Source organism: Janthinobacterium sp. 13 (assembly GCF_002749695.1).
Classification (GTDB): Bacteria; Pseudomonadota; Gammaproteobacteria; order Burkholderiales; family Burkholderiaceae_D; genus Janthinobacterium; species Janthinobacterium kumbetense.
Window position 1 is genome coordinate 4,489,967 of sequence record NZ_PEEQ01000001.1, and the last position, 22,470, is coordinate 4,512,436.

General features: G+C 63.1%; 22 protein-coding genes. 6 read left to right on the forward strand and 16 right to left on the reverse strand.

All coding sequences use genetic code 11. The features are described 5' to 3' along the window. Positions 1-12: 12 nt before the first annotated feature. The 11 genes from CLU94_RS19735 to CLU94_RS19785 all read right to left on the reverse strand — a co-directional run bounded on the left by CLU94_RS19735 (position 13) and on the right by CLU94_RS19785 (position 12,122). Positions 13-339, reverse strand: a complete 327-nt coding sequence (locus CLU94_RS19735; protein ID WP_099666872.1) for an EscU/YscU/HrcU family type III secretion system export apparatus switch protein — start codon at positions 337-339, stop codon at positions 13-15. Beyond that, positions 332-1,519, reverse strand: a complete 1,188-nt coding sequence (locus CLU94_RS19740; RefSeq protein ID WP_099666873.1) for a flagellar hook-length control protein FliK — start codon at positions 1,517-1,519, stop codon at positions 332-334. The genes CLU94_RS19735 and CLU94_RS19740 overlap by 8 nt, the downstream gene beginning before the upstream one ends. Before the next feature lie 26 nt (positions 1,520-1,545). After that, entirely contained in the window at positions 1,546-1,872 is a 327-nt protein-coding gene (locus tag CLU94_RS19745) for a flagellar protein FliT (RefSeq protein WP_099377935.1), read from the reverse strand. 3 nt (positions 1,873-1,875) lie between these two features. Further along, entirely contained in the window at positions 1,876-2,322 is a 447-nt protein-coding gene (gene fliS, locus CLU94_RS19750) for a flagellar export chaperone FliS (RefSeq protein ID WP_077407797.1), read from the reverse strand. Positions 2,323-2,344: 22 nt separating this feature from the next. Then, positions 2,345-5,026 carry a flagellar filament capping protein FliD gene (gene fliD, locus CLU94_RS19755; RefSeq protein WP_257218879.1) on the reverse strand — a complete coding sequence of 894 codons (2,682 nt, stop codon included), beginning with the start codon at positions 5,024-5,026 and terminating at the stop codon, positions 2,345-2,347. Positions 5,027-5,256: 230 nt separating this feature from the next. Next, positions 5,257-5,628 carry a flagellar protein FlaG gene (locus tag CLU94_RS19760; RefSeq protein WP_099666874.1) on the reverse strand — a complete coding sequence of 124 codons (372 nt, stop codon included), beginning with the start codon at positions 5,626-5,628 and terminating at the stop codon, positions 5,257-5,259. Positions 5,629-5,712: 84 nt separating this feature from the next. Further along, positions 5,713-7,224 carry a flagellin N-terminal helical domain-containing protein gene (locus tag CLU94_RS19765; RefSeq protein ID WP_034787088.1) on the reverse strand — a complete coding sequence of 504 codons (1,512 nt, stop codon included), beginning with the start codon at positions 7,222-7,224 and terminating at the stop codon, positions 5,713-5,715. A 340-nt stretch (positions 7,225-7,564) separates the two neighbouring features. Then, positions 7,565-9,136, reverse strand: coding sequence for a GGDEF domain-containing protein (locus tag CLU94_RS19770; RefSeq protein WP_077407790.1), 1,572 nt, complete (start codon positions 9,134-9,136; stop codon positions 7,565-7,567). 201 nt (positions 9,137-9,337) lie between these two features. After that, entirely contained in the window at positions 9,338-9,985 is a 648-nt protein-coding gene (locus CLU94_RS19775; protein ID WP_077407788.1) for a response regulator, read from the reverse strand. A 23-nt stretch (positions 9,986-10,008) separates the two neighbouring features. Further along, entirely contained in the window at positions 10,009-11,517 is a 1,509-nt protein-coding gene (locus tag CLU94_RS19780; protein WP_251350727.1) for a sensor histidine kinase, read from the reverse strand. A 17-nt stretch (positions 11,518-11,534) separates the two neighbouring features. Beyond that, positions 11,535-12,122 carry a hypothetical protein gene (locus CLU94_RS19785; protein WP_099666875.1) on the reverse strand — a complete coding sequence of 196 codons (588 nt, stop codon included), beginning with the start codon at positions 12,120-12,122 and terminating at the stop codon, positions 11,535-11,537. 115 nt (positions 12,123-12,237) lie between these two features. On the opposite strand from CLU94_RS19785, the gene greB reads away from it, so the two are divergent. Both greB and CLU94_RS28115 read left to right on the forward strand, forming a co-directional pair. Next, positions 12,238-12,804, forward strand: coding sequence for a transcription elongation factor GreB (greB, locus tag CLU94_RS19790; RefSeq protein ID WP_092710976.1), 567 nt, complete (start codon positions 12,238-12,240; stop codon positions 12,802-12,804). Between the two features lie 113 nt (positions 12,805-12,917). Next, the gene (locus CLU94_RS28115) at positions 12,918-13,379 is read left to right on the forward strand and encodes a transposase (protein ID WP_143451487.1); all 462 of its coding nucleotides are present in this window, start codon (positions 12,918-12,920) and stop codon (positions 13,377-13,379) included. A 22-nt stretch (positions 13,380-13,401) separates the two neighbouring features. Here the strand turns inward: CLU94_RS28115 and CLU94_RS19795 are convergent, their stop codons facing one another. From CLU94_RS19795 to gmk, 3 genes are all read right to left on the reverse strand, one after another. Then, the gene (locus tag CLU94_RS19795; protein ID WP_099666876.1) at positions 13,402-15,684 is read right to left on the reverse strand and encodes a RelA/SpoT family protein; all 2,283 of its coding nucleotides are present in this window, start codon (positions 15,682-15,684) and stop codon (positions 13,402-13,404) included. An 82-nt stretch (positions 15,685-15,766) separates the two neighbouring features. After that, a complete protein-coding gene (rpoZ, locus tag CLU94_RS19800; RefSeq protein WP_010400723.1) occupies positions 15,767-15,970 on the reverse strand; it encodes a DNA-directed RNA polymerase subunit omega in 204 nt (67 codons plus the stop codon). Positions 15,971-16,022: 52 nt separating this feature from the next. Continuing rightward, entirely contained in the window at positions 16,023-16,661 is a 639-nt protein-coding gene (gene gmk / locus CLU94_RS19805) for a guanylate kinase (RefSeq protein WP_099666877.1), read from the reverse strand. 210 nt (positions 16,662-16,871) lie between these two features. On the opposite strand from gmk, the gene CLU94_RS19810 reads away from it, so the two are divergent. After that, on the forward strand, positions 16,872-17,282 hold the full coding sequence (locus CLU94_RS19810; protein WP_099666878.1) for a DoxX family protein: 411 nt from the start codon (positions 16,872-16,874) through the stop codon (positions 17,280-17,282). Between the two features lie 6 nt (positions 17,283-17,288). Here CLU94_RS19810 and CLU94_RS19815 read toward each other — a convergent pair whose 3' ends face one another. Then, positions 17,289-18,179 carry a YicC/YloC family endoribonuclease gene (locus CLU94_RS19815; protein ID WP_099666879.1) on the reverse strand — a complete coding sequence of 297 codons (891 nt, stop codon included), beginning with the start codon at positions 18,177-18,179 and terminating at the stop codon, positions 17,289-17,291. A gap of 302 nt (positions 18,180-18,481) precedes the next feature. Here CLU94_RS19815 and rph point away from each other — a divergent pair, with 302 nt between their 5' ends. From rph to hemW, 3 genes are all read left to right on the forward strand, one after another. After that, positions 18,482-19,210 carry a ribonuclease PH gene (gene rph / locus CLU94_RS19820; RefSeq protein ID WP_099666880.1) on the forward strand — a complete coding sequence of 243 codons (729 nt, stop codon included), beginning with the start codon at positions 18,482-18,484 and terminating at the stop codon, positions 19,208-19,210. A gap of 138 nt (positions 19,211-19,348) precedes the next feature. Continuing rightward, a complete protein-coding gene (gene rdgB / locus CLU94_RS19825) occupies positions 19,349-19,933 on the forward strand; it encodes an RdgB/HAM1 family non-canonical purine NTP pyrophosphatase (protein WP_099666881.1) in 585 nt (194 codons plus the stop codon). Beyond that, entirely contained in the window at positions 19,930-21,204 is a 1,275-nt protein-coding gene (gene hemW, locus CLU94_RS19830) for a radical SAM family heme chaperone HemW (RefSeq protein ID WP_099666882.1), read from the forward strand. The genes rdgB and hemW overlap by 4 nt, the downstream gene beginning before the upstream one ends. Positions 21,205-21,222: 18 nt before the next feature. On the opposite strand, the gene CLU94_RS19835 is transcribed toward hemW, so the two are convergent. Further along, positions 21,223-22,410 (reverse strand): tetratricopeptide repeat protein, encoded by a 1,188-nt coding sequence (locus CLU94_RS19835; RefSeq protein WP_099666883.1) that lies wholly within the window; start codon positions 22,408-22,410, stop codon positions 21,223-21,225. Between the last annotated feature and the right edge of the window lie 60 nt (positions 22,411-22,470).

Here is a 22,470-nt window from a genome sequence, read left to right on the forward strand (position 1 = left end):
ATTGATGCCTGTCTATGTATCGGTGAGGTTGATGCTGGTGTCGGGCGGCGGCGGGATGGGCCCGCCATTCGCAGATTCAATATGATATAACCAGGCCAGCAGTTCCGCAATCGCCCGATACAGGCCGGGCGGAATCTGGCGGTCCAGGTCGACATCCATCAGCAACGCCACCAATTCCTTCGATTCATGCACGAAGACGCCATGTTCGCGCGCCGTGCTGATGATCTGGTCCGCGATCAGGCCGCTGCCCTTGGCCACCACCTTGGGGGCGGGCGCGCCGCTCTGGTAGGCCAGCGCGACGGCCGTCTGCGGCACCTTGCGCTTGGTGTCGTCAAGCATCGTCCGCTTCCGCTGGCCCGGCGGCGTCCGGCTTGCAGGCGATCGTCAGCGACGTCAATGGCCAGCCGGCCGCGGCTAGCGACGCTTCCAGCGCCGCCGCATGCTGGCGCAAGGTGTCGGCGCTGCCTTCGCTGCCCGCTTGCAGCTGGATGGCCACGCGGCCGCCCTGCAAGACCACGTGCGCGGCCAGGTCGCCCAGCAGGGGAAACTGGAAGCGCACGTTGCTGCGCCAGGCCGTCGCTTCCTCGTCGCCGTCGCGCCCATCGTGCTGCTGTCCTTCCGGCGCATCCTTGCTGATATCCCACTGCATCTTCTGGCCGGGCCACGCTTCGCCCTGCCATTGCACGCGCGCCTGTTCGTGCGTATGCAGCTGCAAATTGATCAGTTGCGCCGAGGCAAGGTCGGTCCCCGTCCTGGCCGCCTCGCCTTGCGGGGCTTTCTGCATCTGCGGCTCCAGCAGCAGCGACGCCAGCGGCCGCTTGCCTTCGGCCCATTCGGCCACATGCGATTCATAGAACAGGCCGCTGCTGCCCACCGCCTCCTGCAGTTTTTGCGCCACCTGGGCCGGAGCTGCGCCCGGCGTGGTCATCAGCGGCGTCTTGCCGACCAGGGACAGGGGCGCGCCGGGCACGCTTTCCGCCTGGCTGAGCACAGTGCTGATGGCGCGCGCGGTAGTGCTCAGCTCGGGCGCGGGCGTGTCGCCCGCCAGGGCCGGCAGCAGATTGGCCGGCGTCAGGGGCGCGCGGCTGAGCAGGGTGGCGGCCGTGCTGCTGGCGCGCGTACCCGCCTGGGCGGCGCCGGGCTGGGGGGCGCGCGTTTCAGCGGCGTCCGGTTCGGCTTCCGCGTCCGCATACGTCAGCAGGGCGCTGGCGGGCTGGTCGCGGTTATTGCCGATTTGAAAAGAGGGGCGGGGATTGATGCCGATCAAGGTCAGCGGGATTTCCGTGCCGGGCTGGGCGCCGGCAGGCAGCTGCATGCGGGCCGGCGTACCGGCCACGCGCACGAGGAAGCTGCCGTCGCCCATGCGGGCCAGCACCTGTCCCTGCATGGATTTGCCGATGAGTCCCTGCAGCGAGCGCTGGAACTCGGCCTGGCGCGGGTCGGCGACGGCGTCGGCCACGCGCGTGGCCTTGACCGGGGTCAGGGGCGTCATGCCGATCGCATCCATCTTCGGCAACATGATAGCGGACCCTGCCCCGTGGGCGCTTACGCGCCGTAGGCGTTGGCCAGGCGCCGCTCGGTGCCGGTGCTGCTGATCAGCTTGGACAATTGCGCCATCCACGGCATGGTGAGGTCGCGGATCTTGCGGTCGTCTTCCAGGATCTGCTTGATCAGGGCGACCTTGCGCTGGCGGCCAGCGCTTTCCAGCACGACTTTTTCTTCATTCGCCTTCAGCGCGGCCACATGCGTGCTGATGCGCTGTTCCAGCGCTTCGAGCGCATCCCAGTCGGCGTTGGTGGCGGCGGTCACCATCTGGCCCGTCAGGGTCTGCATGGCTTCGTAGGTGGTCAGGACTTCTTGATTCGTCATCATGGGTCAGGCGCTCGCAAGGCTGGGCATACGTTTCAGATCGGCGCCAGGCATGGCGGCGGGAGTGGCGCCGATGGCGTTCCAGGTTTCGCGCAAGTCGGTGAGCAAGCGCTGCACTTCTTCCAGCAGGGTAATATCGTTGTGCAGGTTGGCCGTCAGCAGGCGCGCACTCATGTATTCATACAGGGCATCGAGGCCTTCGGCGATCTGGCCGCCCGCTTCCTTGTCCAGGCTGGCGCGCAAGCCATTGTCGATGATCTGGATGGCTTTCGAGATGGACTTGCCTTTTTCCGGCACATTGCCCGATTTCATGTGCATCTGCGCGCTGAGCACGGCCACCAGGGCGCCGTCGTACAGCATCACGATCAGCTTGTGCGGCGAGGCCGAAACGATGCCCGTTTCCAGGCCGACCTTGGCATAGGCGTTGACGCCGCGTTGTTGGGTTCCAAACATGTAATTCTCCTGATGAATGGGCTTAACGGTTGGCGGCGATGGCGGCCAGCTGCTGGGTCAAATAGGTTTGCATGCCCTGCAATTTATTCAGGGACACGTCCAGGCGCGAGTACTGGGCGCGGTAGCGCGCTTCGATGTCGTTCAGTTTGTCACTGAACTTGTCGCGCTGCGTCGCGATGCTCTTGATGGTTTCGTTGAGGCCCTTGGAGCGGTTGGTGATCATGCCGTCCGTGCCGAGGAAGGAAGTGGCCAGGTTATTCAACTGGTAGGCATAGCCTTGCGAGAAGCTGACGGTGCCGCGCGAGCCGGTGGTGCCGCCCGTGACTTCAATCTTCAGGCCATCGGCCGGCGAACCGGCGGCGCCCGTCAGGGTCTGGCCCGAGCCGATCACCGGTTGTCCGCCCAGGGTGCCAGCCACGTCCGCGCCCTTGACGGGCGCGGATGCGCCGAACAGGTCGGTTGGCGCCGTGCCGGTGCCGCTGCTGATGGCGATATTCGAGACGGAACCATAGCGGCTCGAGGCCAGTACCAGTTTGCCCGCACCATCGACGGAAGCCGACACGGTGGCGCCGTTGTCGGAAAACGACTTCACGCCGTTGATCGATGACTGGATGATGGATGCCATCTGGGCCGGGGTGTACGTCCCGGCAGGAATGACGACCTGGGCCGTATTCTTGGCAGCGCTGGGCTCGGTATCGTTCAGCGTGATGCTCCACGTGGTGTCGCTGCCTATCGTGGTGGTGGCCGGCATCGCGGCGGCCGAGGTGATCGAGCCTTGGCTGGCCATCGTGGTGATCGTCAGTTCATAGCTGCCCGGCTTGGTTGCTGCGGTCGAGCTGGTAAAGGCGACGTTGCTGTCGGTGGCCTTGCCGAGCGCGGAAAACAGGCCGGCGATGTCCGTGAAGTTAGCGCTGATGGCCTTGTCGAGCTTGCTGGAGTCCAGGGTCAGGCTACCATCTTTCTGAAAGGAAATGCCGACCTGGCTCAGGGTGCTCAAACTGCTGTTCAAGCCGGTAATGGGCGCGCCCAATTGCTTGCGCAACTGGCTCTGGATCGATTGCGCGGTGGAGTCCCCCAGCAGGACGCCGCCCTTCTTGGTTTCCGGATCATAGGCCGTCATCTTGGCCATCGCCGTATTCAGGTCGTTATAGGCCTTGACGAAGGTATTGATGCTGGTTTTGACGGTGGAGGTATCTTTCTGCACCGACAAGCTGGTGCTGCCGACCTTGGCAATGCCGAGGGTCACGCCTTCGATGGCCGTATCGACACTGTTGGACGCGCTGGTGATGGCGATGCCGTTGACGCTGAAGTTGGTGTTTTGCGCGGCGCTGTTCTGTTTCAGGTTCTGCGTGCCGCTCGCATCGTAGGACAGCAAGTCATTCAGGGCGCTGTCCGGGGGCAGGCCGTCGCTGCCGCTCAGCGAGATCTTCATGGACGAGTTGGCACCCGTCTTCGACGAGCTCAAGACCAGATGGAACGGCTTGTCCGTGCCGTCCGAAACGATGCTGGCCGTCACGCCCAAGCCCGCGTTATTGATGGCGTCGCGGATGCCTTGCAAGGTGTTGTTGGTGGCGTCGATCACCACCGTGCCCGTCGCCTGCGTGCCGTCCTGGGTGAAGTTGGTGTTCATGTAGGCGCCACCCGAGCCTGCCGTCAGTCCGGCGGCGGCCGGATTGCTGCCGGCGATGGTGATCGGGCTGGCATTGCTCGAGGCCAGGTTGATGGTGCTGGTCAGCGTCACGTTCGAGCCGTCATTGACCGAGTTCGAGGCGTGGCCGATGCCGCCCTTGACCGAGCCCGTCACCACTTCTTCGATGTTCAGGTTGGAACCGTCGGCGCGCGTAAATTTCAGGGTGCCGTCGGCGGCCTTGCCGGTGACGGTGATGTTGGCCGCGGCCAGCGCATTCGAGACGGCATTCGGACCTTCGAGCGTCGTGTCGAGCGAGGCGGCCGTGATGCCGCCGTTGGCGGCCACGCCGTTGCCCTGCGTAACGATCTCGATGCCGCCCACCGACAGCGAATAGGTGCCATCCGCGCCCGTTTCGACGCTGCCGAAGCCGGCGAACATGGTCGCGCTGCTCGACGTCGGCTGGGCCGTGGCGGTCACGCCCGTGGTGCTGCTCTTGGCGTTGATGGCGTCGGCCAGGGCGCGCGCGCTCTTGGTGCTGGCATCGGTGGGGATGGCGGTGCCGTTGAGTATCAGCGAGCCGTTGCTGATGCCGGTCTGCGCCGTGGTGGCGGCCAGGGCGGTGCCGTTCAAACCGAAGGTGCCGCCGGTGAGCGAGCCCAACTGGAAGGAAATCGTCGTCTTGCTGCCCAGTCCGATGGTCGACAGCTTGTTGGCCATGCCGCCCGACATCAGGGTCTGCGACTGGGCAAGTTGGGTGACATTGATGTTGTAGTTGCCGGCCACGGCCTTGGCGCCGGCACTGGCCGACAGCACGAGGGGATCGGCGGGCGTGGCGCTGACTGCGCGGAAGTTATTTGTATTCGACAGGGCCGACAGCGAATTCTGGAAGGTGCTGACGGCGCCACTGAGCGTGCCCATCGCGCTGAGCTTGGCCTGGTAGGAGGCCGTTTTCTTGTCAAAAGTACCCAGCGGTGCGGCTTCGGCCGTCATCAGCTTGTCGATGATGGCATTCACATCCAGGCCGCTGGCGCCGGCGCCGATGCCTATGGATGAAAGGGTAGGTGTGATGGCCACTGAATACTCCTAGGAAAACGCTAATATAAGCTGTTATCGGCAGAATCAATCAGGACTTGAGAGGGGGATTTACCGTGCTGTTTTCAGCGGGAGCAAAAAAGCGGGGAAGAGATGGGAAAATATTGTACGAGTTGCAATAAAAAACGGGGCCGGATAGCCAGGCTACCGAACCCCGTGGTCATGCTGATGCCTGCTGCCGCGATGTCGCATGTCCGTGAGCCATGCCATCATCAGGCGCTTTGGCGGATCAGCGAACCCTTGGCCGAGTCAAAGGTCTTGGCCAATTCCAGCGCTTCCCGGGTGGGAATCTGGCGCAGTACTTCCTTGGTTTCCTGGTCGATGACCTTGACGACCGTGCGTTGGCTGTCTTCATCGATGGAAAACTCCAGGCCTTGCGTCTTCATCTGCGACGACTGGTTCAGCTCCGATACCGCCTTGTCGAGCTGCTCGCGGCTGGGTTCCTTGCTGGCTTGCTGTGGTGCAACCTTGTCGGTTTCCGTGGCGGCGCGTGGCGCTGCCGGGCGGGCCGGTGATGTGTCCGCAGACACATAACTCTTGTCTATCCTGGCCGCGGAGGCGGCCGCTATCGTGTCGATAGTCATGGTGCTCTCCTAGTGAAAATTCCCCGGCCGAAAAAATCCGGCAGGGGAATCAGAGTCCTACGCTGTTGCGATACTAATCAGGGATTAGCCACGCAGCAGGCTCAGGACGCCGTTTGGCAGCGAGTTTGCTTGCGCCAGCATGGCCGTACCAGCTTGTTGCAGGATCTGGCCGCGGGTCATGTTGGCCGTTTCCGATGCAAAGTCGGTATCGACGATGCGGCTGCGCGATGCGGACAGGTTTTCCGTGGTCGATTGCAGGTTGGAAATCGCCGACGAGAAGCGCGATTGCAAAGCACCGTACTGGGCGCGTTGGCCGTTGACCGTTGCCAGTGCTGCATCGGCAATTTTCAGTGCCAGCTGCGCGCCGTCAAACGTCGTCACGTCCAGGGTCGACACGGAGTTCAGGGTCGAACCTTGTGCCGTCGCTTTACCAATCGCCAGGCCGGTGGTGGTGGTTTCCGTTACCGAGAAGCTGTTTTGCGAGTCGAAGGTCACGCGGCCGTTGACCGTGGCGGCGTTGGCAGCGGTGATGATCGATTGCGCTGCAGCTTGTACCTTGCCGTCAGCCTTGTAGCCATCGACGTCGAACTTGACGTTGGCCGTCGTGCCTTGCGTCAGGCTGATGTTCTCGCCCGATGCATTCGTCAGCTTCATGCCCTTGTTGACGCTGTCGTACTGGGCGGTCACGCCGGTCTTGGCCGTTTGGGCATTGATGGCGTTGATGCCTGCAGCATAGTCAGCTGCGGTCGATGCCGTGCCGCTGACGGCGAATGACACGGTGACTGGCTTGGCGTTATCCGAACCGATGGAGAACGAATACGATTCGGCGCCCAGGTTCAAGTTCACATCCGTTTGTGCCGATGCGGTCACGCCCGTTTTTGCCGTTTGGCTGTTGATGTCGGCGGCGACGGATTTGGCCGTGCTGCCTTTGATGGCATCACCTGCACCTGGTGCCGTTTCGGCGACGGCGGCCGTCGTGTCGACGGTCGTGGTGCCGATGGAGCCGGAAATCGTCAGCTTGCCGACAACTGCATTACCTACGGCATCTTTCTTGACAGCCGATGCATCGTTGGCGATACGGTTGTTACCGTAGGTGTTGGTCAGGAAGTTCGCGCCGCTGGCGGAAATCAGCTGATTGGCATCGGCGCCAACCTGGAAGTTGGCCGTACCCATGGTGCCGTCCAGCAGCGCCTGGCCGTTGAACGAGGTGGTTTGGGCGATACGGTTCAATTCCGAACCCAGCTGGCCTACCTCGGTTTGCAGCGCTTGACGGTCGCTCGACGAGTTGGTGGCGTTCGACGATTGCACGGCCAGTTCGCGGATACGTTGCAGGATGTCGCCCGAGCTTGCCAACGCGCCTTCAGCCGTTTGGGCCAGCGAGACGCCGTCGTTTGCATTGCGGGTGGCTTGGGTCATGCCGCGGATTTGCGACGTCATGCGGTCGGAAATTGCCAGACCAGCGGCGTCATCCTTGGCGCTGTTGATGCGCATGCCGGAGGACAGGCGTTGCAGCGAGGTGCTCAGGGCCGACTGCGAGGTCGACAGGTTGCGTTGCGAATTCAGGGACGAGATGTTGGTATTAATTACTGCAGCCATGATAATTCTCCAAACAGGTACTACATTGCGCTATGTGCTAGTCACTTTGGCCTGCCCCGCTGTTCCGGGACAATCAAGCCGCTGTTGTTTAGGGTAACGGTTGCTCTGCGGGAAAATTTATGGCGAAAAGTGCTTTAAATTTTAATTTTTAGCCCTTCAGTTTGCCGCCGGCCGCGCGCTAGACGACATGATTTAAAGAAACTTGAGGGTAAAAATAGTTTTATTTTCATATCGCGCGGACGCCGGCGGAAGGCGGGAAGGCGATGAATGTTATTGTTTTTGCCATGAAAAATGCCGTCCGGCCGGTTGGCGGGACGGCATGGCGTGAAGCGGACCGGGCTTAGTCGGCCACCACCACGCGGTTCTTGCCCGTCTGCTTGGCCTGGTACATGGCGCGGTCGGCGCGCTTGACCAGCTCGGCTTGGTCTTCGTTGGGCAGGCGCAGGGCCACGCCGGCGGAAAAGGTGATCAAGACTTTTTCGTTGTCGTGCAGGAAGAAATGCCGGGTCAGCTCGCGCTGCAAGCGCGTCATCGTCGACGAGGCCGCCTCGACCGTGGTTTCCGGCAGCAGGATGAGGAATTCCTCGCCGCCGAAGCGGGCGATGACGTCCATCGAGCGCAGGGTTTCCTTGACGATCTTCACCAGGTGTTTCAAGGCGGCATCGCCGGCAAGGTGGCCGTAGGTGTCGTTCAGGCGCTTGAAATCGTCCAGGTCCAGCATGGCGATGCACAGCGGCGTGCCGCGGCGGTCGGAGCGGGCGGTCTCGCGCTCGAACACGTCGTCCAGGCCACGGCGGTTCAGGCTGCCCGTCAGCTGGTCTTCCCGCACCAGTTCGCTCATATGCTGGAGCTTGGCTTCCAGGGTGTGGATGCGCTGTTCCGCATCCTGCACTTCCTGGCGCGCCAGCACCATCTTGTCGCGTGCGCGCAAGGCTTCGTTCTGCACCATGCGTGTTTCGCGCAAGACTTCGTCGAGAACGCTGTTCAGTTCGCTGATATTTTCCGCCTGGCTGATCTTTTCCGAATAGCCGCCGATCTTTTCATGGAAGTCGCCCGTGCTGGCCGCCACTTGCCCCAGGCGGTCGATGAAGGTCATCATCATGTTCTTGACCGTCAGCTTGACGTCGGACAGGCTGTGCTTGAGCTGGCCTTGCTTGTAGATGACTTCCTTCAGGCTGCGCGTGGCGTCTTCCAGCGCGCGCTGGTCGAGCGGGCCGGCGATCAGGTTTTGCACGGCATCGACCTGGCCGCGCAGCCAGCTGTCGTCGTCGAGCAACTGGCTGACGTTGTCCAGCAGCAACTTGAACAGGCGCAGCAGCAATTCCTGCTGCTCGGCCGTGTCGCCGCTCTTCAGCTCGATCTGGTAGCACAGCTGTTTCAGGCGCAGCGCCGCTTCGTTCAGCGCTTCTTCCGTATGGGCCAGCTTGATGGCCGCGCCCAGCGATTCGGCTTCTTCCACCAGCGCGGGCGTGCCCGTCAGCAAGGTGGCGACGGCAAAGCCCAGGGTGCGGCTGAGCAATTCGCGCAGGGTGCGCGTCTGTTCGCCGTCCGGCAGGGGCGGCAATTCGATGCCGCCGCCTTTTTTCACCTGTTTTTCCGCCAGTTGCGCCAGGGTGCGCGCATAGCTGTCCCAGTCGCGCGCTTTCAGGGCGCGCTGGAAACGCCGGCCAAAGTCGCCCAGTTCGCCCGCCGATTCGCTCATCTTGGCGGCAAACTGCGTCAGGACGTTTTCCGCGCCACTCTCCGTGGGTGCGCTGGCGGCCAGCACCGCGGCGGGCGCGCCGGGCGTCTCCGCCGGTTCGCTGATGCCGGCGATTTCATTGTAGATATCGCGGTAGGCGCTCGGCGTCGGGGCGATGCGGCGCGTGGCCAGGCGGCGAAACGCTTCGCGGGCGATATCGGCAGGGTTCATCGCCGCAGCGGCGGCGGTATTCGTGGCGCCGGCGGGAGCGCTTGCTGGTGAAGTTGGCAATTTACTGGACATGTAGGCACAGCCTTTTTAGATATTTCTAATTATCCTCATGATATGCGAGTTGGCAAAGAACTTATTGTGCGAGAAGCAAGGAGAAGTCCTGTCAATTCGCCCGATGCCAGCGGGCATGCCGCTTTGCCGTCAATCCACCAGCTGGTTGCGGATGGCGTAATGCGTCAGTTCGGCGCTGTTCTTGAGTTTCATCTTGACGAGCAGGCGGGCGCGGTATTCGCTGACGGTTTTCACGGACAATTTCAGCTCTTCGGCGATGGCGCCCACGGCCTTGCCCGAGGCGATCATGACCAGGGTCTGGTATTCGCGGTCCGACAAGGTGTCGTGCAAGGCCGTTTCGTGGTCGTCGCCCACCGTGTTGGCCAGTTCCTGCGCCAGCGAGGCGCTGATGTATTTCAAGCCTTGCGCCACCTGGCGAATGGCCGTGACCAGTTCGCGCGGCGCGCTCTGTTTCGTCAGGTAGCCGGCCGCGCCCGCCTTGAGCGAACGGATGGCGTACTGGTCCTCGCGGTGCATGGAGAGCATCAGCACGGCCAGTTCCGGCTTTTCCTTCTTGATCTGCTTGAGCACCTCGATGCCGCTGCGGTCGGGCAGGGAGATGTCGAGCAGCAACACCTGGCATTTCGAGCCGCGGAACAGCTTGATGGCGTCGTGGCCATTTTCGGCCTCGCCGGCCACGATGATGTCCTTCGTATCGGCGAGGATTTGCTTCAAGCCCTCGCGCACGATCGCGTGATCGTCGGCGATGAATACCCGGATGGTGGCTTTTTCTTTCATGACTGCGTTGTTTCCTATCTAATTCACCCACTGGCCGCTTCTGGTGGCGGCCCGCTGTGCGCGGGCGCACTGGCTGCAGCCGCTATTATCGCCTCTCGCGGCGTGGTCAGCCGGATTTTTATGCTCAGGATGGTGCCGCCGTCCGGTCCGTCCATCAGGCTCAGGGTGCCGCCCAGCGCGCTGGCCCGCTCGGCCATGCCGCGGATGCCGAACGATTGCGGCTTGGCGCGGTCGGACAGGCGCATGCCGACGCCATTGTCGGCGATCGACAGGCTGATATGCTGGCGCTGCCGGGCCAGGCGCACGCTGACCTTGCTTGCCTGCGCATGCTTGGCGATATTCGTCAGCGCCTCCTGGGCGATGCGAAACAGGCTGGTCGCCTGGTCCAGCTCCAGTTCGATGTGCTGGCGGTTCGAAATGAACTGGCATTCGATGCCGGCCTGGCGCGCGAATTCCTTCACTTGCCAGTCCAGCGCGGCGACCAGGCCCAGGTCCAGCATGGAGGGGCGCAAGTCCAGCGAAATGCGGTGCACGGCGTCGATGCTGCGGTCGACCAGGGCATCGACATAGTCGGCCTTTTCCTGCAGTTGCTGGTCGTCCGGCGGCAGGCGGCGCGCCAGCATGGCCAGCGCCATCTTGATCGCCGTCAAATTGCCGCCCAGGTCATCGTGCAATTCGCGCGCCAGGCGCGTGCGTTCGTGTTCCTTGACCTTGTCGATATGCGCCGTCAGCTCGGCCAGGCGGGCGCGCGACTGGCGCACTTCGCTCTGTTCCAGCCGGCTTTCCGTGATATTCGTCATGATGCCTTCCCACTGCACCGTGCCATCGGCCAGCGCGCGCGGCGTGGAGCGCAGGTTGATCCATTTCACATCCTTCCAGGCATCGATCCAGATGCGGCCTTCCCAGTTCCAGCTCCACAAGGCGTTTTTCGACGCTTGCATCGATTCCAGATACGAGGCGCGGTCGTCGGCGAGGATCAACTGGTAAAACAGTTCCGGGCGCGCGTGCAGCTGTGCCGGCCCCAGGCCCAGCAGGGCCTGGCAGCCATCGCTCAGGTAGGGGAAGGCGGCGCGCCCATCCGCATGCAGGCAGAACTGGTACACGAGACCCGGCGTATTCGAGACGATGGCGTTGAAGCGCGACTGCACCTGCGCCAGGGCGGCGGCTGTCGCCTGGGGCGTGCGCAAGTCTTCGCCCTCGGCCAGCAGCAGGGCGCGTCCGTGGCGGCTGGCGCGCGACAGGTGCAGGCTGAGCGAATACAGGCTGCCGTCGCGGCGGCGCTGCTGCACGTGCAGCAGGGCTTGTGCACCGATGCTGTCGTCCAGGGTCGCCAGCACGGCGGCCAGTTGCTGCGCGTCGAGCTGCGGCGCCAGGGTGAAGGGTGTCATCGCCAGCAATTGCTTGCGCGCATACTGCAAGTTGTCGCAGGCAGCATCGTTGGCGTCCAGCAATTGCAAGCTGGCCGCGTCGTACAGGTAGATTTCCGGCGCTGCCGCGCGCATGGCGGGGGCCAGGCGGGGAGTGTCGTGCATGGAGTGGCCTTTCTTCATCAGCGGCGGGCGCGCCAGAAGGCGGCGAAGCGGCGCAGCACCCTGGCCGGGCGCGAATTATGGCGTCCTGGCGTGCCCTTGCGCAAGCGTTGCCACCAGGCACGGCGGGCGCGGCCCAGCGCGGCCGACAGGCGGCTGACACGGCGCCAGGGGCGCGTGGCGCGCAGGCGGGCGATCCAGCGGTCCTTGGTTTCCATGAACAGACCATGCCAGCGTGCAAACCATGGCAAACTGAGCAGGGTGGGGCGCGTCAGGCTGTACAGGCGCGCCACGGCGGCCGCGCCGCCCAGCTTGGCGATGACGATCACGCCGATGCCGGAAAAGGCATGGCCGCGCGCGATGGCCAGCAGGGCCAGCAGCTTGACGGGAAACAGCAGCACGGCCGGCAGCACGAAGATGGCCAGCGCCCAGTACGGCGGCAGGCGCTTGATCCACGCTTCCAGCGCATGCAGGGGCGGAAATTGCGCCACCACCTGCATGATGCGCGCGCCGGTCGCCCACAGCCATTCCTCGATCAGCAGGAAGATGGCGGCCAGGTAGACCAGCGGCGCGAACAGCCAGCGCCTGACTCTGTAGAATTTTTTCATCCGTCTCCGTGTGCGGCGCAGGTTTGCCGCGATTGCCACGATGATACGTCAAAAAAGCCCGTTTGCCCCCGCATCCCGTGTGCCCGTGGCTCCCTGGCGGGGCTACAATAGACAGATGAACAAAGCCTTTGTAAAAGAATCCGACAACGACGACGATGAAGAAGCGGCCGCGCTGGCGCTGGCCATTCCCGCCGGCGCGAAGAACTACATCACGCCGGCCGGTTACCAGCGCATCAAGGATGAGCTGCTGCAGCTGATCGACGTTGACCGTCCGGAAGTGGTGCGCATCGTCCATTGGGCGGCGTCGAATGGCGACCGTTCGGAAAATGGCGACTATATCTACGGCAAGCGGCGCCTGCGCGAAATCGACCGCCGCATTCGCTTCCTGACGAAACGCATGGACCTGGCCGCCATCGTCGACCCCAGCGTGCACCATGGCAACGACCAGGTGTTTTTCGGCGCCACGGTCACCTACCGCACGAGCGACGGCGAAACGCACACCATCACCATCGTCGGCATCGATGAATTCGACCCCCTGAACGGCAAGATCAGCTGGGTCTCGCCCATGGCCCGCACCATCACCAAGGCGCGCGAAGGCGACGTGATCACCCTCAACACGCCGCTGGGCGAGCAGGAACTGGAATTGCTGGAAGTGACGTATCCGGCGCCGGGGGAGGGGTAGTTTGCGTTGACGCAGGGCGGATGAGGCGCGCGCAGGCACAATGGATATCTAGCTGGTATCAGGAGTTGCCATGTCCCGCCGCCTTCGGCTCGTCTTGCCCGGTGTTCCGCTGCATGTGGTACAGCGTGCTGAATCAGCGTTATGGGCAGTATTTCAACTGGCGTCATGGTCGCACTGGCAGCTTGTGGGAAGGTCGCTACAAATCTTGCCTGGTGCAGGGTGAGCGTTATTTATTGATTTGCCAGCGTTATATCGAGCTCAATCCCGTCAGGGCCGGTATCGTGGCATTGCCTGGGCAATATTGCTGGTCCAGCTATCGGAGTAATGCGCAGGGCATGCATGATGATCTGCTGTCCCCGCATTCCTTGTATTTGATGCTTGGAAGTGATGCATTTGAGCGGCAGAAAACATACCAATCGTTATTTCAGGATGAGTTAGGCGAGCGTTGCATCGGACAATTGCGAGAAACAGTCAATGCTGAATTTGCGGTAGGGGATCAGGTATTTTTACGGCGAGTTGCGGAAATGAGTCGGCAGCCCGCAGCGGAGACCCGGGGTCAGACCCGGCGGGTCTGACCCCAGCTTTTTGCTGCGAGAATCAGTTGCGCTCGCGCAATATCCGATTGACCCCGGCGACCCGGCGCACATTGCGCAGCAGGGCGGCCAGGTGGACGCGGTCTTTCACCTGCACGGTGAAGCGCAGCTGGTCGAGGACGTTGTCCTTGTCTTCATCCATGCCCACGTAGATGATGTTGGCGTCGGACTCGCCGATTTCGGCGGCGACTCTGGCAAGGATGCCCCGTTCGCTGTTGATCAGCACCTTGATGCGGCAGTCGAAGCGGCGGTTCAGTTCCGTTCCCCAGCGCACGGCGATCCAGCGATCCGGTTCCTTGGCGCGCTGGCGCTTCGCTTGCGAGCAGTCGCTCGTGTGCACGAGCAAGCCCTGGTCGCGGCGCAGCTGGCCGATGATCTGGTCGCCGGGAATCGGCAGGCAGCACGGCGCCAGTTGCACGGAGACGCCTTCGCTGCCGCAGATGGTGACGGGGTCGAGTTCGCTGCCGCTATTGTGTTCCACGGGCATGCTGGCCGCTTCGCCGCCGATCAAACCGAAGATGTGGCGCGCCACCAGGGTGGCCATGCGCTTGCCGATGCCGATGTCCGCGTACAGCTCGTCCATGGAATTGGCGCTCGATTCGTTGAGCAGGCGTTCGACCAGCGGCGCCTGCAGGTCGGCGTCGATGTTCAGCGCGTGCAGCGCCTGGGACAGCAGTTGCTGGCCCAGGGCGATCGATTCGGGCAGGTTGATCGTGCGCAAATGGTGGCGGATGGCCGAACGGGCCTTGCCGGTGCGCACGAACGACAGCCAGGTCGGGCTGGGGCGAGACGAGGAATCGGTGATGATTTCCACGATGTCGCCGTTGTGCAGCTCGGTGCGCAGGGGCGAGGTTTCGTTGTTGATCTTGACGGCCACGGTCTGGTCGCCGATGCCCGTATGGATCGAGTAGGCGAAGTCGATGGCCGTGGCGCCGCGCGGCAGGGCGATGATCTTCGACTTTGGCGTAAACACGTAGACGGAGTCGGGGAACAGGTCGACCTTGACGTGTTCGAGGAATTCGGCCGAGTCGCCCGTCTGTTGCTGGATGTCGAGCAAGGATTGCAGCCAGGCATGCGTGCGCTGCTGCAGGTCGGACGGGTTCGATTCGCCGCTCTTGTACAGCCAGTGCGCCGCCACGCCCGATTCGGCCGTGCGGTGCATTTCCTGCGTGCGGATCTGGAATTCGACGGGCGTGCCGTAGGGGCCGATGACGGTCGTGTGCAGCGACTGGTAGCCGTTCAGCTTGCGGATCGCGATGTAATCCTTGAACTTGCCCGGCATGGGCTTGTACAGGCTGTGCAGGGTGCCCAGGGTCACGTAACAGTCGGCAAAACTGCCCACCACCACGCGGAAGCCGTACACGTCCAGCACTTGTGAGAACGACAAGTGCTTGCTGCGCATCTTCTTATAGATGTCGTACAGGGTCTTTTCGCGGCCCGTGACGTCGGCATCGAGCTCGGCCATGGACAAGGTGCTTTTTACGGCTTCCATGATCTTGTTGACCACTTCGCGCCGGTTGCCGCGCGCCGCCTTGACGGCTTTCGCCAGGGTGCGGTAGCGCATCGGATACAGGTGCGAGAACGACAGGTCCTGCAGCTCGTGGTAGATGTTGTTCAGGCCGAGGCGGTGCGCGATCGGCACGTACACTTCCATGGTCTCGCTGGCGATGCGGCGCTTTTTTGCCGCCGTCATGAAGTCCAGGGTGCGCATATTGTGCAGGCGGTCGGCCAGCTTGATCAGGATCACGCGCACGTCGGACGCCATGGCCAGCAGCATCTTGCGGAAGTTTTCCGCCTGCGCTTCGATCTGGCTCTGGAATTCGATCTTTTCCAGCTTCGACAGGCCGTCGACCAGGTGCGCCACGGGCGCGCCGAAGCGTTCGATCAATTCTTCCTTCTTGACGTCCTGGTCTTCCATGACGTCGTGCAGCAGGGCGGCCATGATGGCTTGCGCGTCGAGCTTCCAGTCGGCGCAGATTTCCGCGACGGCGATCGGATGCGAGATATACGGCTCGCCCGAACGGCGCATCTGGCCCAGGTGCATTTCGTCGGAGAAGCGGTAGGCTTCCTTGACTTTCTTCAGGTCGGCGGGAGACAGGTATTCGGCCAGCTTGTCGGCCAGGTGGCTGACGGAGGCCACGCCCAGGGCGGGCGCTGGCGGTACTGCGGGGATGTTGCTGCCGGACGTGCCAACGCCGGGCGTGGTTGCGCCCTGCGATTTTGCCGCCTGGCGCGAGGCCAGGGGCGGCAATGCTGCGGAAGTCGTGTCGGCTGGGGTCAGACTCATAAAACGTCGCGTTGCTTCACAGTGTGAATAAAGGATACGGTAGAACCAGGGGTCAGCACTGTTCCGGCACGCGGGTTCCCACTTACATCGGGACCTTTTTCAGCATTTCGATGCCGACTTTGCCGGCAGCGATTTCACGCAGTGCAACAACGGTAGGCTTGTCCTTGGCTTCCACCTTAGGGGTGTGGCCTTGCAGCAACTGACGTGCGCGATAAGTCGCAGCCAGGGTCAGCTGGAAACGGTTAGGGATCTGCTTCAGGCAATCTTCGATTGTGATACGGGCCATAGTAACTCCTAAAATTTTTGCGTGGTGCTGTGTGAACTGGCGTGCAGGCGAATTACTCTGCGTGCAGGCCCAGCTGGGCGAATAGCGATGCGTTGCGGGCCGCTTGTTGCGCAAACCGGCAACGGGCCGCTCTCACGATCGCGCTCAGTTCGGACAAAGCGACCGTAAACTCTTCATTGATAATAACATACTCGAACTCGGGAGCGTGTGCGATTTCGCCGCCGGCCGCCAGCAGGCGGCGCGTGATCACGTGCGGCTCGTCCTGGCCGCGCTTGTTCAAGCGTTCTTCCAGCGCATCGATCGATGGCGGCAGGATGAAAATGCCGGCCGCGCGGGGGAATTGCTTGCGTACCTGGCGCGCGCCCTGCCAGTCGATTTCCAGCAGGATATCGGTGCCGGCCAGCATTTGCTGCTCCACCATGATGCGCGACGTGCCGTAGTAATTGCCATGCACTTCCGCCCATTCCAGGAACTCGCCCTGTTCGGCGCGCGCGACGAAGTCTTCCGCCGTCGTGAAATAGTACTCGCGGCCATGCTGCTCGCCCGGACGGGGCGCGCGCGTGGTGGTCGAGATCGACAATTTGATGCCGGGCTCTTGCGCCAGCAATGCATTGACCAGTGTCGATTTGCCGGCGCCCGAGGGCGCGGCGACCACGAACAGGCTGCCGGAGAAGGCGGTAGGGTGGCTCATGCGGATCTTTCCATTTGCGTGTGATGGCGGCGCTTGCGCTTGCGTGGGCGCCGCCCAATTCGGTATTTTACCAAGAGGCAAGGCGGCGAGCCAGCCCCGCGATGCGCCTCGCCGCCCCGCTTGTGCATATTTTGCTTGTTATCCTGAGGAAATGGTTATCTAATTTGGATGGTTTTTTCTCAATAACTATTCTACCGACAGGATGCGCGCATGAAGAATTTCCCGTTTCTCAGTTCCGCCCAGGCCATGTTGTTGCTGCGCGTGGCCATCGCCGTGATGTTCATGGCGCACGCCATCACGCGCATCGCCAATGGCACCATTCCCCGCTTTGCCGGTTTCCTGGAAGACAAGGGATTTATTTACGGCCTGGCCGTGGTGTGGGCGATTACCATTGTCGAGATCGTTTGCGGCAGTTTGCTCATCGTCGGCAAATACACGCGCTGGGCGGCGGCCGGGCTGATGGTGATCTGCATCGGCGGCATCGCCATCGTGCATGCGGCCAAGGGCTGGTTCGTGGGCGAACATGGCGCCGGCGGCGTGGAATACAGCATCGTGCTGTTTGTCGCCTGCGTCGTCATCGCCGCCAGCGACCAGGGGCGCGCCGGAGCGCGCCTGGCCTGACGGGGTTTATTCCAGGTTCTGCACCTGTTCGCGCATCTGCTCGATCAGCAGCTTCAAGTCCATCGAGGCGTCGGCCAGCTCCTTGACGGACGCCTTGGCGCCCAGCGTGTTGGCTTCGCGGTTCAGCTCCTGCATCATGAAGTCGAGGCGCTTGCCCACTTGCCCGCCCTTGGTGAGGATGTGGCGCGTTTCGCCCAAGTGGGCCGACAGGCGCGCCAGTTCTTCCGACACATCGATGCGGATGCCGTACAGGATGACTTCCTGGCGGATGCGTTCCATGGCGTCCTGGCGCGACAGGGCCGAATTCGAGCCCTGGCTGGCCAGGCCCAGCGCGTCCTGCATGCGCTCGATGGCTTTTTGCTGGAAGGCCGCCACCACTTGCGGAATCAGGGGCGTGATGCGTTTGACGATGGCTTCCATCGCTTCGATGCGCGACACCAGCACCGCTTCGAGCGCGGCGCCTTCGCGCTTGCGGCTGTCGACGAAGGCGGCCACGGTGCGTTTGGTCAGCGCGCCCACATCCGCCTGCAGGGATTCCTGTCCCACTTGCGCTTCTTCGATGACGCCAGGCCAGCGCAGCAGTTCGGCCACCGTCATGACGGGGGCGGAGACGAAATGCTGGCCCACTTCGTTTTGCAGGCGCGCCAGTTCGGCCAGCAGGGGCAGGTTCAGCGCCTGCGTGCCGTTTGTGGCGGCCTTGCGGCCAAAGCTCAGGCGTACCTCGACTTTGCCGCGCGTGATGGCGGACATGACGGCGGCGCGCAAGTCAGGCTCCAGGGCCCGCAGATCGTCGTTGATCCGGAATTGCAGGTCGAGAAAGCGCGAGTTGACGCTCTTGATTTCAATTGTCAGTGTGCCTGCAGCACCTTCGCTGGTGGCAACCGCGTAGCCTGTCATGCTTGAAATGCTCAAAGGATTCCCCGATTTGGTCTTGTATACAGTCACTTATACACTTAATCAGCCAGCGCAGGCAATACCGCCCGCGCCGCAAAAACAGAACCGCATGGTCTGATGGCCTGAAAATTGCTGAATAGTGTGCGTTTTACGGCATTGTAAAGAAAATTGTGTTTGGCGGGGCAGGATTGTAGGGATCATGTGTGCGCCGCCTGCCATTGCGTCTTGCGCTGTTGCATGACTGCAAATAGACGGGCGCGCGGTGGTAAAATCGCTGCCGCAACCCCAATCACACAGGACATCCCATGACATTTGAATCCCGCCCGAGCGGCCGCGCCGTCGACGCGCTGCGAGCCATCCGCATCACCCGCCAGTACACCAAGCATGCCGAAGGCTCGGTGCTGATCGAGTGCGGCGACACCAAGGTCATCTGTACCGCCAGCATCGAAGACAAGGTGCCGGGTTTCCTGAAAGGCAAGGGCCAGGGTTGGTTGACGGCCGAATACGGCATGCTGCCCCGCTCGACGCACACGCGCATGGACCGCGAAGCGGCGCGCGGCAAGCAGTCCGGCCGCACGCAGGAAATCCAGCGCCTGATCGGCCGCTCGCTGCGCGCCGCCTTTGATTTGCAGGCGTTCGGCGAACGCACGCTGCACCTCGATTGCGACGTGATCCAGGCCGATGGCGGCACGCGCACGGCGTCGATCACGGGCGCCATGGTGGCCGCGTATGACGCGTTTTCCCAGCTGCAGGAGCGCGGCGCGATCGCCGCCATTCCCGTGAAAAGCTTTGTCGCCGCCATCTCGGTGGGCGTCTACCAGGGCATGCCGGTGCTGGACCTGGACTACGTGGAAGACTCGGGCTGCGACACGGACATGAACGTGGTGATGACGGAAGCGGGCCACTTCATCGAAGTGCAGGGCACGGCCGAAGGCGCCGCCTTTGACCGCGCCGGCATGAACCGTCTGCTGGACCTGGCGCAGGGCGGCATCGCCGACCTGATCGCCCTGCAGAAGCAGGCATTAGGGATCTGATCTTTACACAGATTTACATCCGCTGGCCCGCCGCGCCGGGCAAAAAGCCCGAAGCTGCCGCTTCTTGCGGCAGCTTCGAGGCGAGGTGAGGGGGGCGCAAAAGGTTTACAATGTCGGCACTTCAACCGGACTACTGACATGACCCAACGCCTCATCCTCGCCTCCAACAACGCCGGCAAGCTCAAGGAATTCAACGAGCTGCTCTCGACCATCGGTTTTTCCGTCCACGCCCAGGGCGAGTACGCCGTGCCGGAAAGCGACGAACCATTCCACACCTTCGTTGAAAACGCCCTGCAAAAGGCACGCCACGCGTCGCGCCTGACGGGCTTGCCGGCGCTGGCCGACGATTCCGGCGTGTGCGTCAATGCGCTCGGTGGCGCGCCCGGCGTGTATTCGGCCCGCTATGCCGGCGAGCCGAAATCGGATGCCGCCAACAGCGCCAAGCTGATCGCCGACCTCGAGGCGCATGCCGACAAGTCCGCGTACTACTATTGCGTGCTGGTGTATGTGCGCCATGCGGACGACCCGCAGCCGGTGATCGCCGACGGACGCTGGAATGGCGAAATGATTGCCGCGCCGCGCGGCAACGGCGGTTTCGGTTACGATCCGCACTTCTTCATTCCCGCGCTGGGCAAGTGCGCGGCCGAACTGACGTCCGATGAAAAGAACGCGCTGTCGCACCGTGGCCAGGCCCTGCGCGCGCTGGTGGAAAAGCTGCGATGATCCCGATCAAACTGGTGGGCGCCGTTGCCAAGTCGGCAGCCAAGCCCAGTACCGCTCCCGCGCCGCAGGACGGCATTTCCGGCGCGGCCGGGGCGGCCCTGAAATACCTGCAGCCGGGCGCGCTGAACCTGACGGCCCTGCCGCCGCTGTCGCTGTACATCCATTTCCCGTGGTGCGTGAAGAAATGCCCGTATTGCGACTTCAATTCGCACGAGGTGCGCGGCGACTTGCCGGAAGCCGAATACCTGGCGGCCCTGCGCCTGGACCTGGAAATGGCGCTGCCGCTGATCTGGGGCCGCAAGATCCACACCATCTTCATTGGCGGCGGCACGCCCAGCCTGATGTCGGCGGCGGGCCTGGACCGGCTGATGTCGGACGTGCGCACCTTGCTGCCCCTGGAACCCGATTGCGAAATCACCATGGAAGCCAATCCGGGTACCTTCGAAGCGGAAAAATTCAAGTCCTACCGGGCCAGCGGCATCAACCGCCTGTCGATCGGCATCCAGAGTTTCAACGGCCGCCACCTGCAGGCGCTGGGCCGCATCCATGACGACAACGAAGCGCGCCGCGCGGTGGAGATCGCGCACGCGAACTTCGACAATTTCAATCTCGATCTGATGTATGCGCTGCCCACGCAAACCCTGGCCGAGGCGCAGCAGGACCTGGACACGGCGCTGTCGTTCGCGCCGCCGCACCTGTCGCTGTACCACCTGACTTTGGAGCCGAACACGCTGTTCGCCAAGTATCCGCCCGTGCTGCCGGACGATGACGAGAGCGCCGACATCGCCGACATGGTGGCCGCGCGCGCGGCGCAGGCGGGCTATGGCCGCTACGAAGTGTCGGCCTACGCGCAGCCGGGCCGCCAGGCTAAGCACAACCGCAATTACTGGGAATTCGGCGACTACCTGGGCATCGGCGCAGGCGCCCACTCGAAGATTTCGTTTCCGCACCGGGTGCTGCGCCAGGCTCGCTACAAGCAACCGCGCGCCTACATGGACGCGGTACTGGCCGGTAACCCGGTGCAGGAAGAGCGCGAACTGGCGCGCGAGGAAATGGGTTTTGAATTCATGCTCAACACCCTGCGCCTGACGCAGGGCTTTTCGCCGAACCTGTTCGCCGAGCGCACGGGCCTGGCCCTCAACGCCATCGAGCAGCCGCTGAACGCGGCCGAAGCCAAAGGCTTGCTGTACCGCGACCACCAGGTCATCCGCCCGACGGCGTTGGGATTATCCTTCCTGAATGACCTGCAGCAAATGTTCCTGGAAGACTGACTGCCTTAATGACGCCTGCTAATGCGTGCTGGCGGCGCGCAGGCGCTGCAGCTTGGCCGCGTACAGTCCGTGCTCGCCGCGCGTGGTGCTGGTGTCCATCGCCAGTTCCAGCTGGCGTCCGGCCTGCGCCAGTTGGCCCATGCGCGCATACGCCTGCGCCAGCCAGAAGTGGAATTCATGGTAGTAGGGGTCGCGCGCGATCTCGCGCTTGAACAGGCGCGCCGCTTCCTGGTAGTCGGCGGTTTCCATGGCGCGCTGGCCCAGGTTGAAAAAGTGGAAGGGCGGCTCTGGCTGCAGGGCCAGCAATTTGCGCCGCAGCAGCTGCGCTTCGCCCGTGCGTCCCAGGCCGTCGAGTGCCTGCGCTAGGTTGGACAGCAGCACGGCGTTCGATGGCGAGCGTTCCAGTGCGTAAGCGAGCGTGCGCCGCGCCGGCTCGATGTCGCCGTGGCGCAACTGGATGATGCCCAGTGTATTCAAGGCGCCCGCAAACGTGGGGTCTTGCAGGATGGCGGCGCGGGCATACCAGTAGGCTTGATCGAGCTCGCCGCTGGCCATGGTTTCGGCGGCGCGATTGTTGAGGTACATGGCCAGGATGGTTGCTTCGCGCACTTCCTGCGTGCGCTGGCCGGTGAGGTCTTCGCCCGGCAGGAAGTCGATGAGCAGGATGGCATCGGCGTCGTAGCCGACGGTATTGCTGGCGGCACGGCGTTCCAGCGCGAGATTGACGTGGCCGGCAACGAAATACATGCCGCCGCTGCGGCTCCAGCTCTCATCTCCCAGGACCACCTGGTAGTGCACATCGAGTCCCATTTCCTTGGCCAGCGCGGCCGTCATCAGCACCAGCGACAGGCAATTGCCGCTGCGCGCATCGAACGCCTGTGCCGCCGTGCGCGTCATGGCGGCATCGTATTCCAGTTGCAGCCCGGCCCGGTTGTGGAGGGCATCGGCGAGCGCCCGACGGGGATTCTTGTTGCGCGCCTCGCGCGCGATATCGACACGCACGTATTGCCGCATGGCCTCGCTCATGGCAAACGCCTGCTGCGGGTCGACCGGTATGGTGGGCGCGGCAAAGCTGGCATCGTTGAACAGGTCGGGCGGAGGCAGGGTGGCGGGCGCCGTGGCGCAGCCGGCAAGGGCTGCACACAGCAGCAAGGGGGGCAGGAAGCCCCGGCGCAGCTGTGCGCTGATGCCGCTGATACATTTCATGTTCGTACTCCCGCAGAACGATGTCGGGCGCAACACGTATTGCTGCCGGTGGAGCGCCAT

What these genes read in the sequence shown, in the direction of transcription:
- CLU94_RS19735 (WP_099666872.1), bottom strand. Translation starts at nt 339, where the DNA reads ATGCTTGACGACACCAAGCGCAAGGTGCCGCAGACGGCCGTCGCGCTG.
- CLU94_RS19740 (WP_099666873.1), bottom strand. Translation starts at nt 1,519, where the DNA reads ATGTTGCCGAAGATGGATGCGATCGGCATGACGCCCCTGACCCCGGTC.
- CLU94_RS19745 (WP_099377935.1), bottom strand. Translation starts at nt 1,872, where the DNA reads ATGATGACGAATCAAGAAGTCCTGACCACCTACGAAGCCATGCAGACC.
- fliS (WP_077407797.1), bottom strand. Translation starts at nt 2,322, where the DNA reads ATGTTTGGAACCCAACAACGCGGCGTCAACGCCTATGCCAAGGTCGGC.
- CLU94_RS19760 (WP_099666874.1), bottom strand. Translation starts at nt 5,628, where the DNA reads ATGACTATCGACACGATAGCGGCCGCCTCCGCGGCCAGGATAGACAAG.
- CLU94_RS19765 (WP_034787088.1), bottom strand. Translation starts at nt 7,224, where the DNA reads ATGGCTGCAGTAATTAATACCAACATCTCGTCCCTGAATTCGCAACGC.
- CLU94_RS19770 (WP_077407790.1), bottom strand. Translation starts at nt 9,136, where the DNA reads ATGAACCCTGCCGATATCGCCCGCGAAGCGTTTCGCCGCCTGGCCACG.
- CLU94_RS19775 (WP_077407788.1), bottom strand. Translation starts at nt 9,985, where the DNA reads ATGAAAGAAAAAGCCACCATCCGGGTATTCATCGCCGACGATCACGCG.
- CLU94_RS19780 (WP_251350727.1), bottom strand. Translation starts at nt 11,517, where the DNA reads ATGCACGACACTCCCCGCCTGGCCCCCGCCATGCGCGCGGCAGCGCCG.
- CLU94_RS19785 (WP_099666875.1), bottom strand. Translation starts at nt 12,122, where the DNA reads ATGAAAAAATTCTACAGAGTCAGGCGCTGGCTGTTCGCGCCGCTGGTC.
- greB (WP_092710976.1), top strand. Translation starts at nt 12,238, where the DNA reads ATGAACAAAGCCTTTGTAAAAGAATCCGACAACGACGACGATGAAGAA.
- CLU94_RS28115 (WP_143451487.1), top strand. Translation starts at nt 12,918, where the DNA reads ATGTGGTACAGCGTGCTGAATCAGCGTTATGGGCAGTATTTCAACTGG.
- CLU94_RS19795 (WP_099666876.1), bottom strand. Translation starts at nt 15,684, where the DNA reads ATGAGTCTGACCCCAGCCGACACGACTTCCGCAGCATTGCCGCCCCTG.
- rpoZ (WP_010400723.1), bottom strand. Translation starts at nt 15,970, where the DNA reads ATGGCCCGTATCACAATCGAAGATTGCCTGAAGCAGATCCCTAACCGT.
- gmk (WP_099666877.1), bottom strand. Translation starts at nt 16,661, where the DNA reads ATGAGCCACCCTACCGCCTTCTCCGGCAGCCTGTTCGTGGTCGCCGCG.
- CLU94_RS19810 (WP_099666878.1), top strand. Translation starts at nt 16,872, where the DNA reads ATGAAGAATTTCCCGTTTCTCAGTTCCGCCCAGGCCATGTTGTTGCTG.
- CLU94_RS19815 (WP_099666879.1), bottom strand. Translation starts at nt 18,179, where the DNA reads ATGACAGGCTACGCGGTTGCCACCAGCGAAGGTGCTGCAGGCACACTG.
- rph (WP_099666880.1), top strand. Translation starts at nt 18,482, where the DNA reads ATGACATTTGAATCCCGCCCGAGCGGCCGCGCCGTCGACGCGCTGCGA.
- rdgB (WP_099666881.1), top strand. Translation starts at nt 19,349, where the DNA reads ATGACCCAACGCCTCATCCTCGCCTCCAACAACGCCGGCAAGCTCAAG.
- hemW (WP_099666882.1), top strand. Translation starts at nt 19,930, where the DNA reads ATGATCCCGATCAAACTGGTGGGCGCCGTTGCCAAGTCGGCAGCCAAG.
- CLU94_RS19835 (WP_099666883.1), bottom strand. Translation starts at nt 22,410, where the DNA reads ATGAAATGTATCAGCGGCATCAGCGCACAGCTGCGCCGGGGCTTCCTG.